The organism is Kitasatospora sp. NPDC058184, from assembly GCF_042883725.1.
In the GTDB taxonomy this organism is placed as follows: domain Bacteria; phylum Actinomycetota; class Actinomycetes; order Streptomycetales; family Streptomycetaceae; genus Kitasatospora.
The window spans coordinates 171159-188434 of sequence record NZ_JBHVVE010000009.1; the positions used below are offsets into that span (position 1 = coordinate 171159).

Annotated in this window: 17 protein-coding genes; 8 read left to right on the forward strand and 9 right to left on the reverse strand. The window is 74.6% G+C overall.

Annotation, left to right across the window (positions count from 1 at the left end; translation table 11 throughout):
• Window positions 1-101: 101 nt before the first annotated feature.
• The 3 genes from ACFVXH_RS19040 to ACFVXH_RS19050 all read left to right on the forward strand — a co-directional run bounded on the left by ACFVXH_RS19040 (window position 102) and on the right by ACFVXH_RS19050 (window position 3053).
• Window positions 102-305 (forward strand): MbtH family NRPS accessory protein, encoded by a 204-nt coding sequence (locus tag ACFVXH_RS19040; protein WP_049649584.1) that lies wholly within the window; start codon window positions 102-104, stop codon window positions 303-305.
• Between the two features lie 93 nt (window positions 306-398).
• Entirely contained in the window at window positions 399-911 is a 513-nt protein-coding gene (locus ACFVXH_RS19045) for a GNAT family N-acetyltransferase (RefSeq protein ID WP_375873067.1), read from the forward strand.
• A gap of 81 nt (window positions 912-992) precedes the next feature.
• Window positions 993-3053 carry a DUF2264 domain-containing protein gene (locus tag ACFVXH_RS19050; protein ID WP_387825190.1) on the forward strand — a complete coding sequence of 687 codons (2061 nt, stop codon included), beginning with the start codon at window positions 993-995 and terminating at the stop codon, window positions 3051-3053.
• 37 nt (window positions 3054-3090) lie between these two features.
• Here ACFVXH_RS19050 and pip read toward each other — a convergent pair whose 3' ends face one another.
• Window positions 3091-4050: a prolyl aminopeptidase gene (gene pip, locus ACFVXH_RS19055; RefSeq protein WP_387825193.1), complete on the reverse strand. Its 960-nt coding sequence runs from the start codon at window positions 4048-4050 to the stop codon at window positions 3091-3093.
• 89 nt (window positions 4051-4139) lie between these two features.
• Window positions 4140-4583, reverse strand: a complete 444-nt coding sequence (locus tag ACFVXH_RS19060; RefSeq protein ID WP_117485973.1) for a hypothetical protein — start codon at window positions 4581-4583, stop codon at window positions 4140-4142.
• Window positions 4584-4946: 363 nt separating this feature from the next.
• Here ACFVXH_RS19060 and ACFVXH_RS19065 point away from each other — a divergent pair, with 363 nt between their 5' ends.
• The gene (locus tag ACFVXH_RS19065; protein ID WP_143204548.1) at window positions 4947-6002 is read left to right on the forward strand and encodes a hypothetical protein; all 1056 of its coding nucleotides are present in this window, start codon (window positions 4947-4949) and stop codon (window positions 6000-6002) included.
• A 321-nt stretch (window positions 6003-6323) separates the two neighbouring features.
• On the opposite strand, the gene ACFVXH_RS19070 is transcribed toward ACFVXH_RS19065, so the two are convergent.
• The gene (locus ACFVXH_RS19070) at window positions 6324-7514 is read right to left on the reverse strand and encodes an alpha/beta hydrolase family protein (RefSeq protein ID WP_387825198.1); all 1191 of its coding nucleotides are present in this window, start codon (window positions 7512-7514) and stop codon (window positions 6324-6326) included.
• Between the two features lie 167 nt (window positions 7515-7681).
• Between ACFVXH_RS19070 and ACFVXH_RS19075 the strand changes: the two genes are divergently transcribed.
• On the forward strand, window positions 7682-8821 hold the full coding sequence (locus ACFVXH_RS19075) for a sensor histidine kinase (RefSeq protein WP_387825201.1): 1140 nt from the start codon (window positions 7682-7684) through the stop codon (window positions 8819-8821).
• Complete coding sequence (locus ACFVXH_RS19080; protein WP_387825204.1) at window positions 8818-9507, forward strand: response regulator; 690 nt, start codon at window positions 8818-8820, stop codon at window positions 9505-9507. Before ACFVXH_RS19075 ends, ACFVXH_RS19080 begins: the two co-directional genes overlap by 4 nt.
• A 64-nt stretch (window positions 9508-9571) precedes the next feature.
• Here the strand turns inward: ACFVXH_RS19080 and ACFVXH_RS19085 are convergent, their stop codons facing one another.
• The gene (locus tag ACFVXH_RS19085; RefSeq protein ID WP_387825207.1) at window positions 9572-9721 is read right to left on the reverse strand and encodes a hypothetical protein; all 150 of its coding nucleotides are present in this window, start codon (window positions 9719-9721) and stop codon (window positions 9572-9574) included.
• A 106-nt stretch (window positions 9722-9827) separates the two neighbouring features.
• On the opposite strand from ACFVXH_RS19085, the gene ACFVXH_RS19090 reads away from it, so the two are divergent.
• Window positions 9828-10913: a DUF5937 family protein gene (locus ACFVXH_RS19090; RefSeq protein WP_049649569.1), complete on the forward strand. Its 1086-nt coding sequence runs from the start codon at window positions 9828-9830 to the stop codon at window positions 10911-10913.
• Window positions 10914-10978: 65 nt separating this feature from the next.
• Here the strand turns inward: ACFVXH_RS19090 and ACFVXH_RS19095 are convergent, their stop codons facing one another.
• Genes ACFVXH_RS19095 through ACFVXH_RS19115 form a run of 5 tightly spaced genes read right to left on the reverse strand, consistent with a single transcriptional unit; the run spans window position 10979 to window position 16424 of the window.
• Window positions 10979-11983: an ABC transporter ATP-binding protein gene (locus tag ACFVXH_RS19095; protein WP_387825209.1), complete on the reverse strand. Its 1005-nt coding sequence runs from the start codon at window positions 11981-11983 to the stop codon at window positions 10979-10981.
• Window positions 11980-13002 carry an ABC transporter ATP-binding protein gene (locus ACFVXH_RS19100; RefSeq protein WP_387825212.1) on the reverse strand — a complete coding sequence of 341 codons (1023 nt, stop codon included), beginning with the start codon at window positions 13000-13002 and terminating at the stop codon, window positions 11980-11982. The genes ACFVXH_RS19095 and ACFVXH_RS19100 overlap by 4 nt, the downstream gene beginning before the upstream one ends.
• Window positions 12999-13916, reverse strand: coding sequence for an ABC transporter permease (locus tag ACFVXH_RS19105; protein WP_387825215.1), 918 nt, complete (start codon window positions 13914-13916; stop codon window positions 12999-13001). The genes ACFVXH_RS19100 and ACFVXH_RS19105 overlap by 4 nt, the downstream gene beginning before the upstream one ends.
• Window positions 13903-14871, reverse strand: a complete 969-nt coding sequence (locus tag ACFVXH_RS19110) for an ABC transporter permease (RefSeq protein ID WP_074002736.1) — start codon at window positions 14869-14871, stop codon at window positions 13903-13905. The genes ACFVXH_RS19105 and ACFVXH_RS19110 overlap by 14 nt, the downstream gene beginning before the upstream one ends.
• Complete coding sequence (locus tag ACFVXH_RS19115) at window positions 14868-16424, reverse strand: ABC transporter substrate-binding protein (RefSeq protein WP_387825220.1); 1557 nt, start codon at window positions 16422-16424, stop codon at window positions 14868-14870. Before ACFVXH_RS19115 ends, ACFVXH_RS19110 begins: the two co-directional genes overlap by 4 nt.
• 247 nt (window positions 16425-16671) lie before the next feature.
• Between ACFVXH_RS19115 and ACFVXH_RS19120 the strand changes: the two genes are divergently transcribed.
• Window positions 16672-17271: a TetR family transcriptional regulator gene (locus ACFVXH_RS19120; protein ID WP_387825223.1), complete on the forward strand. Its 600-nt coding sequence runs from the start codon at window positions 16672-16674 to the stop codon at window positions 17269-17271.
• Window positions 17272-17276: the final 5 nt, after the last annotated feature.

A 17276-nucleotide genomic window follows, 5' to 3' on the forward strand; every position in this document is an offset into this window, starting at 1 on the left:
CCCACCCGCACCGGACCCGCCGACCCGTACCGACCCGTACCGACCCTGCCCACCCGTACCGACCCCGCCGAGACCGACCCGCGATGACGAAGGAGCCCGACATGGACGAGAACACCCGCTACCAGGTGCTGCGCAACGACGAGGAGCAGTACTCCCTCTGGCCCGCCGACCTCGACGTCCCGGCCGGCTGGCAGCCCGTCGGCACCGAGGGCACCGAGGCCGAGTGCACCGCCTACGTCGACGAGGTGTGGACCGACATGCGCCCGAAGAGCCTGCGCGAGCGCATGGAGAACGCCCGAGCCTGACCGGCCGCGGGGACGGGGCCGCCGGCCGCGCCGACCGGCCCCGCCCCACGGCTGCCGCACCACCGAACCACCACGACCCAAGAGGAGAGCGGCATGACCCCTCAGCTGCGCACCGAGCACCTGGAGTTCATCCCCTACCGGCCCGAGGACGAGGACGCCTTCGTCTCCCTGCTCCGCAACGCGGACGTGTGCCGCTGGATGGGCCAGGACCTCGTGCCCGAGCCGGACATCCGCACGCTGTTCCGCGCGATCCTGACCGACGTCTACCCGCAGCACCTCTTCGACATCTGGGGCCTCTGGCTGGACGGCGCGTACGCCGGCCACGCCGAGGTCAAGCGCACCGGGAACGTCGACGGCCACGAGCTGGTCACCGCGCTGGCCCCGGAGTTCTGGGGCCGGGGCCTGGGCGCCGAGGTGGTCCGCGGCCTGATCCGCTACGCCGGCGACGAACTGGGGCTCAAGGAGGTCTACGGCATGGTCGGCGCGGAGAACACCCCGAGCCTGGCGATGTGCCGGCGGCTCGGCTTCCGCCACCTGCGCGACGTCGTCGGGGACGACGGCTCGGTGACGAAGCTGCTCGCCGTCTCCACCGCCGACCCGGCCTGAGCCGCCCGGGCCCGCGGCGCGCCCGGCCGTACGGTGAGGGTGCCGGAGCCGCCGGCACCGTCGCCACCAGGAGGCCGCCGTATGCGGGACCGACCGACCGCGGGGCTCGACCTGCCGCCCGAGGACCGGGACGGCGCGCCGGTGACGGGCTGGACCCGTCGGCACTGGATCGCCGTCGCGGACCACCTGCTGGCGTCCCTGCGGCCCTACCGCAGCCCGCTCGGGGCGCGGATCTCGCCACCGGGCCGCGGCAGCTGGTCGGGCGGCGACACCGACGGCCTGGAGGGCTTCGCGCGGACGGCGGTGCTGGCCGCCGTCCGGCTGGCGGCCGGCGACGAGCCGGCGCGCGGCCGCCTCGGAGAGCTGGCCGACCAGGTCACCGCCGGGCTGCTCGCCGGCACGGACCCCGGCGGGCCGGAGCGCTGGCCGGCCGTCACCGACTACTCCCAGCAGATCGTCGAGGCCGCGTCGCTCGCGGTGGCCCTGCACGAGTCCCGCCCGTGGATCTGGGAGCGGCTGACCCCCGGTCAGCGCGAGCAGGTGGCGGGCTGGCTCGGCGGGACGGTCGGCCGGGGCGTCCGGGAGAACAACCACGTGCTCTTCCAGGCGGTGGTCGGCGAGTTCCTCGCCTCCGTCGGCGCCGGGCACGACCGAGGCGAGATCGAGGACCGGCTGGACCGGATCGAGCCGTGGTACTCCGGCGACGGCTGGTACTTGGACGGGCCGGAGACCCGCCACGACTTCCGCTCGGGCGGCCCGCGGGAGTTCGCCGTCGGCCCGGAAGCGGCCTACGACGCCGGCCGCCGCTTCGACCACTACAACGCCTGGGGGTTCCACCTCTACCCGCTGCTCTGGGCGCGGATCGCCGGGGAACGCGCCGGGGCCAGGGCGGCGCTGTACCGCGAACGGCTGCACCGCTTCCTCGCCCAGTACCGCTGGCTGTTCGGGCCGGACGGCGCGGTGCTCCACCAGGGGCGGTCGCTGAGCTACCGCTTCGCCTGCCTGGCCCCGTTCTGGCTCGGGGCGCTGGACGGCGCGACCCCGCTCACCCCGGGGCAGACCCGCCGCCTGGCCTCCGGCGTGCTGCGGCACTTCACCGAGCGGGGCGCGCCCGACCCGCGCGGCCTGCTCCCGCTCGGCTGGTACGGGGAGCAGAGCGCGGCCGCCCAGGTCTACAGCTCGCCCGGCTCCCCGTACGCGGCGGCCATGGGGTTCCTGGGGCTGCTGCTCCCGGCCGGCCACCCGGTGTGGACGGCGCCCGAGGAGCCGCTCGCGGGGGAGCGCGCCGACCTGACGGCCGCGCTGCCCGTCCCCGGCTTCCTCGTCCACCGGACCGCCGCCGACGGGCTCGTCCGGGTGCTCAACCACGGCTCCTGCTACCTGACCGCCCCGCCGGCCGTCGAACGCGACGAGCCGCACTACGCCAGGCTCGCCTACTCGACCCGCACCGGGCCGGTGATCGGCCCGGAGGCGCCACGGATCGACAACCACCTGGCGCTGCTCCTGCCCGACGGCACCGCCACCCGCCGCGAGCGCATCCACCCGCTCGCCGTGACCGACCGGTACGCCGCCTCCTGGCACCGGCCGCTGCCCCCCGGCGGGCCCGTCCCCGGCGCGGCCCCGCCGCCCGTGGTGAGCGTCTCGGTGCCGGCCGGGCCCTGGGAGATCAGGGTGCACGGGCTGCGCCGGCCGCCCGGCTGGGGCCTGCGCGAGGGGGGTTACGCGCTGGCGGCCGAGGCGGAGCCGGAGACGGTCCTGCGGGAGCTTCCGGGCGCGGCCGTCCGGACGGCACCCGGCGCGAACGGGCCGGGGCTGGTCAGCGCGGTGCTCGGGCTGCACGGCTGGACGGCGGCGGAGGTGCACCGCCGCGAGCGGGCGAACGCCTTCGGCCACCGCTGCGCCGTGCCCCTCCTCGTGCTCCCGCCCGCTCCGGCACCGGTATGTGACGACTCGTCAGAACAGTTCGAGGTGGTGGTCGGCGCCGTGCTGCTGACCGGTGCGCCGGGGGCGCCCCCGGCACCGGAGGTGACGGTCCGGGTGGCGGGCACCGAGGTCCGACTGACGTGGCCGGACGGGCGGACACTGCTGGTCCGCCCGGTCCTGCCGTGGCAGGCTCCGGTCGACCGCGGTCCGGCGACCTGAGTTCGGGGCCGGCGAGGTCGCCTCCGAGGCCTGGGGGTCAGCGGTTCTTGAACTCCTCGATGGCGGTCCGGGTCGCCTGCCCCATCGCCTCGCTGCCGGCGTGCCCGGAGTCCTCGATGATGTGGAGCCGTGCCCCCGGCCACGCCTTCGCGAGCTCCCAGGCCGTCTGCACCGGGCAGCCCATGTCGTGCCGGCCGTGGACGAGCACACCCGGGATGCCGGCCAACAGGTGGGCGTCGCGCAGCAGTTGGTCCTCCTCCAGCCAGGCGCCGTGGCTGAAGAAGTGGGCGCAGATCCGGACGAAGGCGATCCGTTCGTCCACCTCGCGGTCGCTGTACATGCCGGGTGAACCGTTGGGCTCGTTGGAGACGACCGCGTCCTCCCAGGCGAGCCAGTCGGCGGCGGCCTTCTCCCGGACGGCGCGGTCGGGGTTCTCCATCAGCCGCGCGTACGCCGCCAACAGGTCGCCGTCCCGCTCCTCCTCCGGGACGCCGTCGCGGAACCGGTCCCACGCCTCCGGGTGGAACCGTCCGGCACCCCGGTAGAGCCAGTCGATCTCGGCCCGCCGGGCCGTCGTCACGGCCGGGATGACGATCTCGGTGACCCGCTCGGGATGCCGCTGCGCGTAGGCCAGGACGAGGGTCGACCCCCAGGAGGCGCCGTTCAGCAACCACCGCTCCACGCCGAGGTGTTCGCGCAGCCGCTCCATGTCGTCGATCAGGTGCCGCGTCGTGTTCAGGCTCATGTCCGCCGCCGGGTCGCTGGCGTGCGGGGTGCTGCGGCCGCAGTTGCGCTGGTCGAAGCGGATGATCCGGTAGCGCTCCGGGTCCCAGGCCCGGGTCGGCCGTCGCGGCGCCCCCGCACCCGGGCCGCCGTGGACGTTCAGGGCGGGCTTGCCGTCCGGGTTGCCGAGCTGCTCGTAGTAGAGGCGGTTGCCGTCTCCGGTATCCAGGAACCCGGTGTCGTACGGCTCGGTCGGAGGATAGAGGTCAACCATGACCGCCGATCGTACGCGGGGGCCGCAACGGGCGGAAGGCGCCGCTGGCGCTCCGCCCCGGAGCCGGTTCGCACTCGACTGGCTTCGGGTCAGGTCCGCTTGCGGCTCGCGATCTCGTCGGAGAGCCGCTGCACGTGGGCGGGGTCCGCGTCCCGGGCGAGGGCGACGTAGTGGTCCATGACGGCCGGCCGGTAGCGCACGGGAAACGTCTGCCCCGGGGCGAGTCGGGTGATCTCGGTGATCGTGAGGTTCTCGTCCGCGATACCGCGGAACGAGATGCCGCCGATGGTCTCCACGTCGAGCATCAGGGCCACGCGTGGGCTGCCGCCGCTGCTGATCTCCCGCCAGTCGACGAGAACGCCGAGCGCGAGCGCCCCCGTACGCAGTTCCGCATTGCGCTTCCGTGCGTCCCTGCTCAGGACCGGGTTCGGGGCGATGCCCGGGAAGTCCGGCCCGACGCCGAGCGCTTCCCGACTCAGGTCGGGCCTGAGCCGCGCCGCCATGTCGTTGAGCTTCTTCTCCGAACCGAACATCCTGTCCCCTCCCTCACGCCGGTGCTGGAATCCCGGCCCGGCGCTTCGCGTTGGCCGCGATTGTACGTCGCGGCCGTTCCCGGCCTCCGGCGCATCTCCCCGTCCCGACGGGGTCACCGTGGACGCGACACATCAACATGCGAGCTCACCAGTCTCGACCCCCGAGGACCGGAGGCCTCAGCAGGGGCCGCATCGGCTCGCGGCCCTCGGCGAGGGGGCGCTGTCTGGTGACGGTGACCGGCATTCATCCGAACAGGTGGTTTGAATGTGCCGTGATCTAGTGGGCGGGGTTCCGCACCGCACACTCGACGAGCCCCCCGGCTAGGGAGGGCGTCGTTTTCAGCGGCACGTGAAGGGGCTCGAATGATGCACGGGATCCGCCTCGCCCTCGCAGGGGTGCTGGCAGCCGGCGCGGTGTTAGCGGCAGGGCCGTCCGCCGGGGCGGTGGACGGGCCCGCCCCGGCAGTGAAGATCGTGGCCTCCGCCTGGTCGCAGGACGGGTGGATCGCCAAGGCCACCTGTCCCAGCGGCTACGGCCTGGTCGGCGGCGGGCAGGACGCCAACCTCTACGCCAACGCGACCTTCAAGACGGTCGTCGACAGCGTCGAGGCCAACGGGCCCGCCCCCGACAGCGCCAACACCTGGATGGTCCAGGCCAGCAGGGGCCAGGCCCGCGCTTTCGCCGTGTGTGCCCAAGGCGCGCCCGTGCCCACCGTTGTCGCCTCCGACTGGTCCCAGGCCGGATGGATCGCCAAGGCCACCTGCCCGGCGGGCCAGCGTCTGATCGGCGGCGGCCGGGACACCCGGCTGGAGACACTGATCAACGGGGACGTCAACGACGACATCGAACTCAACGCCCCCGACGCGACCGTCTCCGACACCTGGTCCGCGCAGGCCAAGAAGGGCCAGGCACGCGCGATGGCGCTGTGTGCCGCCGGAGCCCCCGCGCTGACCATCGTCGCCTCCGACTGGTCCCAGGCCGGGTGGATCGCCAAGGCCACCTGCCCCAGTGGCTACGGGCTGGTCGGCGGCGGCCAGGACGCCCGCATCGGAACCAACTTCACCGGCGCGCTCAGCGACGGCGTCGAGGCCAACGGGCCCGCCCCTGACAGCGCCAACACCTGGATGGTCCAGGCCAAGAGCGGCCAGACCCGCGCCTACGCCATGTGCGCCCAGGGCGCGCCCGTTCCCACCGTCGTCGCCTCCGACTGGTCCCAGAAGGGCCAGGTGGCCCGCGCCACTTGCCCCCAGGGCACACAGATCGCAGGCGGCGGACGGGACAGCCGTCTGGGCCTCGACGGTTTCGGCGCCATCGACGACGAGATCGAGCTGGACGCCCCCGACCCGCAGAACGCCAACTCCTGGACAACCCGCTCCCACATCGGCCAGAGTCGCGCCCTGGTCATGTGCAGGGCCTGACCAAGCCCACCCTCCGCCCCTCTGTGACACCACTCCGTCAACAGGAGCGGCGCCGCAGAGGGGCGTTCCGGGGCGGAGGCGTAGCCCACATCTCCGCCTCCGCACTCAGCCGCCGCCTCGCCGCCCACCACATCCCCGTGAGGCCGGGTCGCACCACTGCGCTGGTCCAGCTCGCCCAGGACCTGCCCCCAACCGTCCTCGCCCCGACGCCGAAGCCGCCGGGCAGGCGTCCTTCCGGCACAAGGACTGACCCCGGCCCGCCTCTCCGCCCCGCGGGATTCCCCGGGTCGTGATCCCCGTGCGAGGCCGGAGCCAAGGCGTTCACCGGGCGTAGTCGACCTCGGGGAAGTCGGGGGACGGGCCGTCGAGCAGCCGCCCCTGGCCGCGGAGGTGGAGGTCGAAGAAGGCTCGCGGGTAGGCGCGTTGGAACGCCTGTGCCCGGTGCCCGGGAATCGTCCCGACATCCTCCTCCAGATCGGACGCCGACCTGCCCAGGAGGGGGGCGATCAGCGGCAGGATCAGCACGTCGTCGCCGAACGACTGGTGCGCGGCTCCCCGTACGGTCAGGTGCAGGCGCCAGCCGCGCAGGTGCGACCAGAACGCGCGCAGGGCGGGGTTGTTCTCCATGCCGCCCTTGCCGGGGGTGTCCACGACCAGGAACGGACGGTCGAGCCCGGCGTCCACCACCGGGCCCGCCGCGCCCCCGTCCAGGCTCATGCCCGCCGTGATCCGCCCGTCGGTGAGCATCGTCGCGGCGGTGGTGGCGCCGCCCAGGGAGTGGCCGAGCATCCCGACGCGCCGCGGGTCGAGCGCCCCGCGCAGGCCGGCGGGCAGCGGGGTGCGGCAGACGCCGGGGTGGCCACCCGCGCGGAGGACGGCGAGCCGGTCCAGGACGAAGCGGATGTCGTCGGTACGGACCGCGAGGGCCTTGGCGTAGTCGCTGATCCCGCCCGTCGGGTTCGTCTCGACGCGTCCGCCGGGGAAGGCGACCGCCGCCGCGTCGTAGGTGTGGTCGACGGTGACCACCACGAAGCCGTGGCTGGCGAGGTCCTCCACGACGCCGGTGCCGAACGACCGTGACGCGTCGGCGCCGGGGGAGTAGAGCACGACGGGCAGGGGGCCGGGCGGGCCGCCGACGGGAGCGCCCTCGTGGCCGTGGGTGGATCCCAGCCGTACCCGGCCGGGAGGCAGTCCGAGGATGCTCAGGTACCGGTCGGCCGCCGCCGGAGGCATCCAGGGAACGGTGGGGCGGTCCGCGCGGCCGCGGGCGGGGTACCAGACGCTGATCATCAGCTCACGGCAGGGGCGGGAGGGCACCCAGGGGTCCGGCCGCGTGGTGTCGGCCAGGTGCAGCGCGACCGTACCCAGCGGGTACGGGCCGTTCGGGGCGGGCAGCTGGAACCGCACGGGTTCCTCCTGTCCCGCTTGCGCGACGGCCGCCGACGCGAGCGGACCCGGGATCAGTGCGGCGGCCAGTGCGGCGCCCGAGGACAGCAGTGTTCTCCGATTCATGCGTTCCACTGTTCCGGCCGACGAGCCGGGCGGCTTCGCCCCCGGGGAGGAACCCGGTGTCAGCCCAGGAGGGTACGACGGGCATCGGTCGTGCGGATGACTCAGCCCGTGAGATGACGTCCTCCGGGCTGACGGGCCCTGGGCCCCGCTTGGATAGCGTGGCCGGCATGGGTGACGGTAAGTCACGGCCGCTGGTGGCCGGACGTCTGCGGGACGGACAGTGGCAGGGCGTGGACACGGTCGCGGCCGTGCTCCTCGCCCTGGCGTTCGGCGTGAGCGAGACGCTGAGCGGTGGCTGGGGCGCGGGGGCCGTGGCGGCGGTGGTCTGGCTGCCGGTCGCGGTACGGCGCAGGTGGCCCGTCCGGGTTCTGTACACGGTTCTGGCCGGAGCGGTCCTCGCCGTGTTGTCCACCGGATGGGAGGCGTCCTGGGTCCCGGTCGGGACCGCCCTGTACACGGTGGCGGCGCGGGAACCGCGGCGCCCGTCCGCGACGGCGCTCGGCTGCTCGCTGGGCGCCGTCGCGGCGGCCATGGCCCTCGGGCCGCGACCGGTCCCGGCCTCCGAGGTCGCGGGGGGCGTCGTCTTCGCGTCCCTGATGATGGCCCTGCCCTGGCTGGTGGGCACCGCGCTGAGGGAGCAGCGGTCGTATGCGGAACTCGCCGCCCGGCAGGCCGTGACGGACGAGCGCCTGCGGATCGCCCGCGAGCTCCACGACGTGGTGGCCCACCATCTGACCGTCATCACGGTCCGGGCCGAGGTGGCTCGCGCGGTGGCCTCCACCAACCCGGAGGAGACCGAGCGGACCCTCGCCCTGGTCGGGACGGCGGGCCGGACGGCGCTCACCGAGATGCGCCGCATGCTCGGCGTGCTGCGCTCACCCGGTGACGGAGCCGAGCTCGGGGCCGCCCCCGGTCTGGCGGACCTGCCCGCGCTCGCGGCCGGCGCGGGCCCGCGCGTGGAGCTGTCCGTCGACCCGGACCCACCGCTCCCCCCGGGGGTGGAACTGGCGGTCTACCGGATCGTCCAGGAGGCCCTCACCAACGTCGTCAGGCACGCGGGATCGGCGGACTGCCGGGTGATCCTGTCCCGGGTGGATCCCGAGGCGGTCGAGATCGAGGTCGTCAACGACGCGCCGGCCCGGCTCCCGCACCGGCTCCCGCATCGGCGTCTCGGCGGCGGGCACGGACTCGTCGGGATGCGGGAGCGGGCGGCCATGTGCGGCGGGACCTTCTCCGCCGGCCCCCTGGCGACGGGCGGGTTCCGGGTGCACGCGCGGCTGCCCTGCGGATCGGAGGCGGCACGGTGAACCCGCCGGTCCGGGTCCTCATCGCCGATGACCAGGCGCTGTTGCGGACGGGCTTCCGCCTGCTCATCGAGAGCGTGTCGGACCTCGCCGTCGCGGGCGAGGCCGCCGACGGGGAGCAGGCCGTCGAACTCGCGCTGCGGCTGCGGCCCGACGTCGTGCTGATGGACATCCGGATGCCCGGTATGGACGGTCTGGAGGCCACCCGGCGCATCTGCGCGGACCCGGACGCCGTCGGCACCCGCGTGCTGGTCCTCACCACCTTCGACCTGGACGAGTACGTGTACGCGGCACTCCGCGGCGGAGCCAGCGGATTCCTCCTGAAGGACATCCTCCCCGCCGACCTGCTGGCGGCCCTGCGGGTGGTCGCCGCCGGCGACGCCCTGCTCGCGCCCGCCGTCACCCGCCGTCTGATCCGCGAGTTCGCCGGACGCCACGAGCCGCGCCCGCGGCTCGCCCGGGAGCTGGCGGGCCTGACCCCACGGGAACGGGAAGTCCTCCGACTGGTGGCCCGGGGACTGCCCAACCGCGTGATCGCCGAGCATCTGGGGCTGAGCATCGCGACCGTCAAGACCCACGTCCGGCGGCTGCTGGCCAAGCTCGACGCCCACGACCGGGCCCAGCTGGTCGTCATCGCCTATGAGACGGGCGTGGTCACCGCGGGTGGGAACCCCCCGTCCACGGGCTGACGCCTCACCGCCTGGGACACTGGACCTGAACGGGAGGCCCCCGGTGAACCGCGCGTCCGCCTCGCTAGGCCCGCCGGAGTCCGAGGGCCGCGCGGACGCGGCCGGCGACCGCCCGCAGGACGGCGAGGTCGTGGGTGCCGGGCAGGGGCGGCGCCGGTTCGCCGCGCTGGGCGGCCCGGTGGCTGTCGAGGAGGTGCTGCTGCAGTGCGTTCATGCCCTCACCCTGCGCCCGGCGCGCCCCTCCCGTCCCGTCGATTGACGGTACTGGTCAAACGACGGGACGGCGCCGCCGCCCGATCCGGCACCATGGTGGGGTGAGCGTGACCATAGACATCACCGGACTGCCGCACGAGCGGATCATCTTCTGCCCCTCGCCGCTGGCCGAACTCGGCAACGCCCTGCACGCGCTGGCCGAGCCCGCTCACCACCCACGCCTGCACGCGTGGACGACGGCGACCTCCGCCACGCTCGAACCGGAGCTCGCGGACCGGCTCGTCGAGGCCGACTTCATGTGGCGCTCGACCCGCTCCGACTTCCTGATGCCGCCCCGGCCCCGGGAGACGCTCGCCGAGGAACTGGACGACCTCGACCAGCTGGACGACGAGACCTTCGTCGGCTCGGCCCTGGAGATCTCCTGCAACAGCAGCCGCTACTCGCAGGGCATGCCCTCGCCGCTGACCGACGGCCGGTCGCGGCGCCGCGCGCTCGACCTCGCCGCCGCGCGCGGCCCGCGCCAGGCGGCCTTCGTCGAACGGACGCTCGCCGACCCCACCGGCACCCGCGCCTGGATCCGGCGCCTCCTGGAGGACTGCGACCGGGCGTTCTTCGCCGACGCCTGGCGCCGCGTCCAGGTCCAGCTCGCCGCCGACGCCCGGCACAAGACCGACCTGCTGCGCCGCAAGGGCCTGGCGGAGGCGCTCGCGGCGACCTCCTCCGTACTGAGCCTGGAGGAGGACGGGCACGGCACCCGCATCGTCGTCGACAAACTGGTGCACGGCCGCACCGAGGCCGGCAGCACGGGCGTCACCCTGCTGCCGACCGTCTTCGGCTGGCCGCACTTCTTCGCCCTGTACGCGCCGGGCTGGCAGCCCGTGATCCAGTACCCGGCCGCCGCCCACGAGGTCGGCGGCGCCGAGTCGGTGGAGACGGTGAAGCTGCGCCTGGAGGCCCTGACCCACCCGATGCGGATGAACCTGTGCCGCCACCTCGCGCGCGGGGCGTACTCGACGAGCGAGCTGGCCGACTCACAGGACATCACCGCACCGGAGGTCTCCCGCCACCTCGCCGTCCTGCGCAAGGCCGGGCTGCTCACCACCCGCCGCCGGGGCCGCTACGTCCTCCACCAGCTCGACCTGTCGGTCGTGGCCCGGATCGGCAGCGACTTCCTGGAGTCCGTCCTGCGCTAGGTGTGCTGTCCCGGGAGGCCGGGGGGCACGGCGCCGGGCAGGATCCGGAGGGCACGCCCGGCCGGTCAGGCCCGGGCGGCGCCGACCAGCGGGCGGTGGCAGGCCACCGTGCGGCCGGGTGCCACTTCCCGGTGGCGGGGCTCCTCGGTGGCGCAGCGGGAGTCGGCCAGGGGGCAGCGGGTGCGGAAGCGGCAGCCGCTGGGCGGGGCGAGCGGGGAGGGCGGGTCGGCGGGGAGCAGGCCGGTGTCGCGCAGCGGGCGGCCGGGTTCGGGGACGGCGGCGAGCAGGGCGGCGGTGTAGGGGTGGGCCGGGGCGGCGAGGACGGCCTCGGTGGGGCCGCGCTCGCAGACGCGGCCGAGCTGGAGCACGGCCACCTCGTCGCTCACCGCCCGGACCACGCCGAGGTCGTGGGAGATGAACAGGCCGGCCAGTCCGCGCTCCTCGGTGAGCCCGCGCAGCAGGTTGAGCACGGTGGCCTGGGCCGAGACGTCGAGCGCGGAGACCGCCTCGTCGGCGATCAGGACGCGCGGCCCGGCGGCCAAGGCCCGGGCGATGGCGACCCGTTGGGCCTGTCCGCCGGAGAGCTGGTGGGGCCGGCGGTCGCCGAACAGGGCGGGCGGCAGGCCGACGGCCTCCAGCTGCCGGGTGACGGTCTCCTCGCGGTCGCGGGCCGGGTCGGGGTGGGCGTCGAGGGGCTCGGCGACGAGGTCGCGGACCCGGCGGCGCGGGTTGAGGGAGGAGAGCGGGTCCTGGAAGACCATCTGGAGGCGGGGCCGGACGGCCCGCAGGGCGCGCGGGGAGAGCGCGGCGAGGTCGGTGCCGTCGAGGGTGACGGTGCCGGTGGTGGGCGGGGGCAGCCGCAGCAGGGCCTTGGCGATGCTGCTCTTGCCGGAGCCGGACTCGCCGACCAGGGCGAGGGTGCGGCGCGGGTACAGGGCCAGGTCGACGCCGCTGACGGCGTGCAGCGGGCCGGAGCGGGTGCGGTGGACGACGCTCAGGCCGGTGGCCTCCAGGACAGGCCGTCCCGGTGTGGCGGCGTCGGGGCCCACGGCTTCGGGGGAGGTGGTCATGCCGCGGGCTCCAGTTCCTCGGGGGTGGTGATGTCGGCTTCGGTGAGCGGGAAGTGGCAGTCGGCGGTGTGGCCGTCCGCCGAGGTGTGGGCGGGCGGGGCGGTCGTGGTGCAGAGCTCCGTCGCCCGTTCGCAGCGCGGGGCGAAGGGGCAGCCGGGGGTGGGCCGGGTGAGGTCGGGCGGCGAGCCGGGGATGGCGGGCAGGGTGCGGCGCAGCGGGCCGGTGACCCGGGGGACTGAGCGCAGCAGGGCCGCGGTGTAGGGGTGCCGGGGGTCGCGGGTGACGGCCTCGGTGGGGCCGGTCTCGACGATCCGGCCGCCGTACATGACGGCGATGCGCCGGGCCCGCCCGTACAGCAGGCCGATGTCGTGGGTGATCAGCAGGGTGGCCAGGCCCCGTTCGACCCGGTGCTGGTCGAGCAGGTCGAGGACGGTGCGCTGGACGGTGACGTCGAGGGCGGTGGTGGGTTCGTCGGCGAGCAGCAGCGCGGGTTCGCCGGCCAGGGCGGCGGCGATGCCGACGCGCTGGCGCAGGCCGCCGGAGAGCTCGTGCGGGTGGGCGCGGGCCCGCCGGGCGGGGTCGGGGACGTCGACGGCGGCGAGCAGTTCGGCAGCGGTGCGCAGCCGTTCGCGCCGGGAGAGGCGGCGCCGGTTGGTGATCGACTCGGTGACCTGGTCGGCGATCCGTACCACCGGGTTGAGCGAGGTCATCGGGTCCTGGTGGACCATGGCGATGCCGGTGCCGAGCAGTTCGGCGCGGCGGGCGGGGGTGGCGGCGAGCAGGTCCTCGCCGTTCAGCCGGATCTCGCCGGTGGCGACGGCCCTGGTGGTGCGGGACTCGACGCCGAGGACGGTACGGGCGAGCACGGACTTGCCGGAGCCGGACTCGCCGACCACGCCGAGGCACTCGCCGGCCGCGATGCTCAGGCCGACGCCGTGCAGGACGTGCAGGGCGCGGCCGTCGGGGGTGTGCAGGACGGTGTCCAGCGAGCGGACGTCGAGGACGGGGGCGGAGGTCATCCGCGCACTCCCTTCGTGGCGGGGCGCTTCGGGGCAGTGGGCTTCGGGGTAGTGGGCTTCGCGGCGGCGGGAGTGCCCGAACGCAGCTGCTCCCCGAGGTAGTTGAGGGCGAGGACGGTCAGGCAGAGCACCGCCGCGGGCGCCAGCGAGATCCACGGCGCGCTGCCGAGCGCGGTGCGGCCCTCGGCGATGATGCCGCCCCAGGAGGGCTCCGGCGGGCGCAGCCCGAAGCCGAGGAAGCTGAGCGAGCCCTCGGCGACGATGGCGACGGTGGTGGCGGTGAAGGCGAAGGTGAGGGCGACCGGCACGACGTGCGGGACGATCTCGCGGCGCAGGATCCGCAGCGGGGCGGTGCCGATCATGCGGGCGGCCTGGACGAAGCCGCGCTCGCCGAGCGAGAGCACGACGGCGCGCACCACCCGGGTGAAGTGCGGGACGGTGAACAGCCCGATCAGGGTGCCGATCACGGTGAGGCTCGGGCCGCGCAGCGAGACCGTGATCATCACCAGGATCAGGCTGGGCACGGACATCAGCAGGTCGGTCGCGAAGCCGATCGCCTTGTCGACCGGGCCGCGGAACCAGCCGGCGGCGAGGCCGAGCGCGCCGCCGCCGAGCAGGCCGACCAGGATGGTCAGGGCGGCGACGGTGAACGAGGCGCGGGCGCCGGCGACGGTGCGCTGCAGGACGTCCCGTCCGGCGGCGTCGGTGCCCAGCCAGTGGCCGGGGCCGGGGGCGGCGGAGGGGTGGGCGAAGTCGCCGTGCAGCGGGTCGAAGCCGGGCAGCAGGGGAAGCAGCAGGGCGGCGAGGGCGACCAGGGCCAGCCAGGCCGCGGCGGCGAGCACACCGGCCGGGGGCCGGCGCCGGGCGGTGCGGGCCTGAAGAACGGTGACGACGGTGGTCTCAACGGTGCTCATGGGCGATCCTCGGGTCGATCGTGCGGTACAGCAGGTCGACCGCGAAGGTGGCCGCGACCACGCCGAGGGCGCTGACCACCACCACGGCCTGGACGACCGGGAAGTCCCGGCCGGCGATGGCGGCGGAGGCCAGGCTGCCGACGCCGGGCACCGCGAACAGCGACTCGACCAGCACCGACCCGCCGAGCGAGGTCCCGATGCCGATCCCGATCAGCGTCACCAGCGGCAGGCTGGACGGCCGCAGGGCGCGGCGCAGCAGCAGCCGGGTGGTGCCCATGCCGCGGCTGCGGGCGGCGGCGATGTACGGCTGGTCGAGGGTGTCGAGCAGTTGTCCGCGCAGGGTGCGGGTGAACACGGCGGCCTCGGTGAGGCCGAGGGTGAGCGCGGGCAGCACCAGGTGGCGGAGGTTCTCGGCCGGGTCCTCGGTGAACGGGGTCCAGCCGGTGGCGGGCAGGACGCGCAGCTGGACGGCGGCGATCCAGATCAGCAGCAGGCCGAGGGCGAAGCCGGGGACGGCGAGCCAGCCGAAGGTGCCGGCGGTGGCGATCCTGTCGAAGGTGCCGCCGGGCCGCCAGGCGGAGAGCAGGGCGACGGGCACGGCCAGGCAGAGTGCCACCAGCTGGGCGGCGAGGAAGAGTTCGAGGGTGACGGGGATGCGGTCGGCGAGTTCGGTGGTGACGGCGGCTCCGGTGGACAGCGAGTGGCCGAGGTCGCCGTGCAGGGCGTCGCCGATCCACTGCCAGGTGGCGGCGAACAGGTTGCGGTCCAGGCCGAGCCCGGCCTCGTAGGCGGAGATCTGCTCGGGGGTGGCGGTGGGGCCGAGGGCGGCGACGGCGGGTGAGCCGGGCATCAGGTGGGGCAGGGCGAGGGCGGCGACGGTGACCAGCAGCAGGACGGCCGCGGCACGGCCGACCCGTCCGCCGTACCGCAGGGCGGTCCGGGTGCCGGGGGTCATCGCTTCACCCACAGGGTGGCGGGGGAGACGTTGAGGACGGTGCGCTTGGAGAGGTCGGGCAGGCCGCCGACCTTGGCGGTGGAGAGGAAGCCGACGGTGTTCTCGGTGAGGAAGGCCATCGGCGCCTCGTCGACGACCCGCCGGGCGGCCTGGCCGTAGGCGGCCGAGCGCTTGGCGGGGTCGGTCGAGGCACGGCCCTCGGCGATCGCCTTGGCGGCCTCCGGGTCGGTCCAACCCATGAAGTTGTACGGCGAGTTCGGCAGGTAGAGGCTGCCGAGCGCGGTGTCGGTGTCGCCGAACATGCTGGTGATGAAGTCCAGCACCTGGAACTTGCGCTGGAGCATCGCGGTGCCCAGGCTCGCGTTGTCCATCGGCTTGATGGTCATCCTGATCCCGGCCTCGCCGAGCATCTGCTGGAGCACGGTGGCGCGCTGCTGGGCCTCGGGGCGGCTGTCGACGAGGTAGTCGAAGGCGAGGTCGGGGTGGCCGGCCTCGGCGAGCAGGGCGCGGGCCCTGGCCGTGTCGTGGGCCGGGTACGCGCCGGCGGTGCGGTACGGGGAGCGGGAGCCGATCGGGCCGTCGGAGACGGCGCCCTGGCCGAGGAAGACGACCTTCTCCAGGGCCTCGCGGTCGATCGCGTACTGCACGGCCCGGCGGACCCGGACGTCGTCGAAGGGCGCGGCCTTGGTGTTGAAGACGACGGTGCTGGTGGAGCCGGGCCCGGTGGCGGTGCGCAGCCCGTCGGCGGCGGCCTGCTTGAGCTGGCCGGGCGTCTCGGTCCAGATCAGGTCGGTGTCGCCGGAGCGCAGCGACTGGTAGCGGCTGTCGGCGTCGGACAGCACCCGGTAGACGAGCTTGTCGGCGTGGCCCTTGGTGCCCCAGTAGGCGGGGTTGCGGGCGAGGGTGACGGAGACTCCGGGCTGCACGCTCTCCACGGTGTACGGGCCGGAGCCGACGGCGGGGGAGTCGCCGGACGGCGCCTCGGAGACGTAGCCGAGGGAGCGGGTGAACAGGTTGGGGAAGGCGGCGTCGGGGGCCTTGAGGGTGAAGGCGACGGTGGTGGGGCCGGTGACGGCGGTGGTGGCGATGGCGGCCGCGTCGAGGGCGCAGGCGCACTTGCTCTCCGGCTTGGCGAGCCGGGCGACGTGGTCGGCGACGGCCTGGGCGTCCAGCGGCTTGCCGTCGCTGAAGGTCACGCCCTCGCGCAGGTCGAGGGTCCAGACCGTGGCGTCCGCGTCGGGGGTGAAGGACTTGGCGAGGTACGGCTGGACGGCGCCGTTGTCGCCGTTGACCATCAGCGGGTCGTACAGGGCGTTGGCGAGGACCATCATCGGCATCTGGATCAGGGTTCCGTCGGCCGGGTCGAGCTTGGCGAACGGCCGGTCCAGGCCGATCTTGAGCGTGCCGCCGTCCACGGCCGGCGCGTCGGCCGCCGCACCGGTGTTCCCGGCGGCGCCGCCGGTGCCGGACAGCGCGTCGTCGGAGGCGGAGCAGGCGGTGAGGGTGAGGGCGGCGGCGAGGGCCGCCGATGCCAGGAGGTAGTGCCGCTTCATGGTTCCTCGGTTCGGGGGAGTGGGGGCGGCCAGGGGGAGTGCGGCCGCCGACGCGACACACCATCCCGGAAGTGGCAGGACTGCCAAAAGGCAGTTGTGCAAATTCCGGATGACGAAACCCGGAAGAGTCGGCGCTCGCCTTGAGCGGGCCCGGCCGGACGTGGTTCCGTACTCATGGCGGCCCCCTCGGCGGCCCCACCCACCGACACGACCGACACTCAACTCACCGAACGGGAGCGGAAGAACGATGCAGGGGACGGACACCGCGGCGGAGCAGGGCATGCGCGACCGGAAGAAGGCGCGCACCCGCGACAGCATCCGCAGCGCGGCGCTCGACCTCTTCGAGGAGCAGGGCTACGAGCACACCACCGTGGACCGGATCTGCCGCCGCGCCGACGTCGCCCACCGCACCTTCTTCCGCTACTACCCGGCCAAGGAGGCGCTGCTGTTCGGCTGGGACTTCGGCCAGGTCGTCCTCGACGCCTTCGCCGCCGCCCCCGCCGAACTGCCGCTCTGGGCCGCGCTCGACCACGCGCTGACCGTCACCGGCGGACGGCTGGAGGAGCCCGTCGAGCACACCGAGCGCCGCCGCCGGCTGCGCCGGGGCCTGCTCGACGTGCACTCCGTGCACAACTACGCCCTGGTCGTCATCGACGCCTTCACCGAACGCACCGTCACCATCGCCGCCGAGCGGCTCGACGTCGACCCGGCCACCGACCTGCGTCCGACCGCGCTCGGCGCGATGTTCGGCGGCATGGTGCGGCGCCACGTCCTGATCGGCTCGGAGAGCGGCACCCTGACCGACTGGGTCAGGGCCTACCGGGACGTGCTCGCCACCGCGGGCTGACCCGA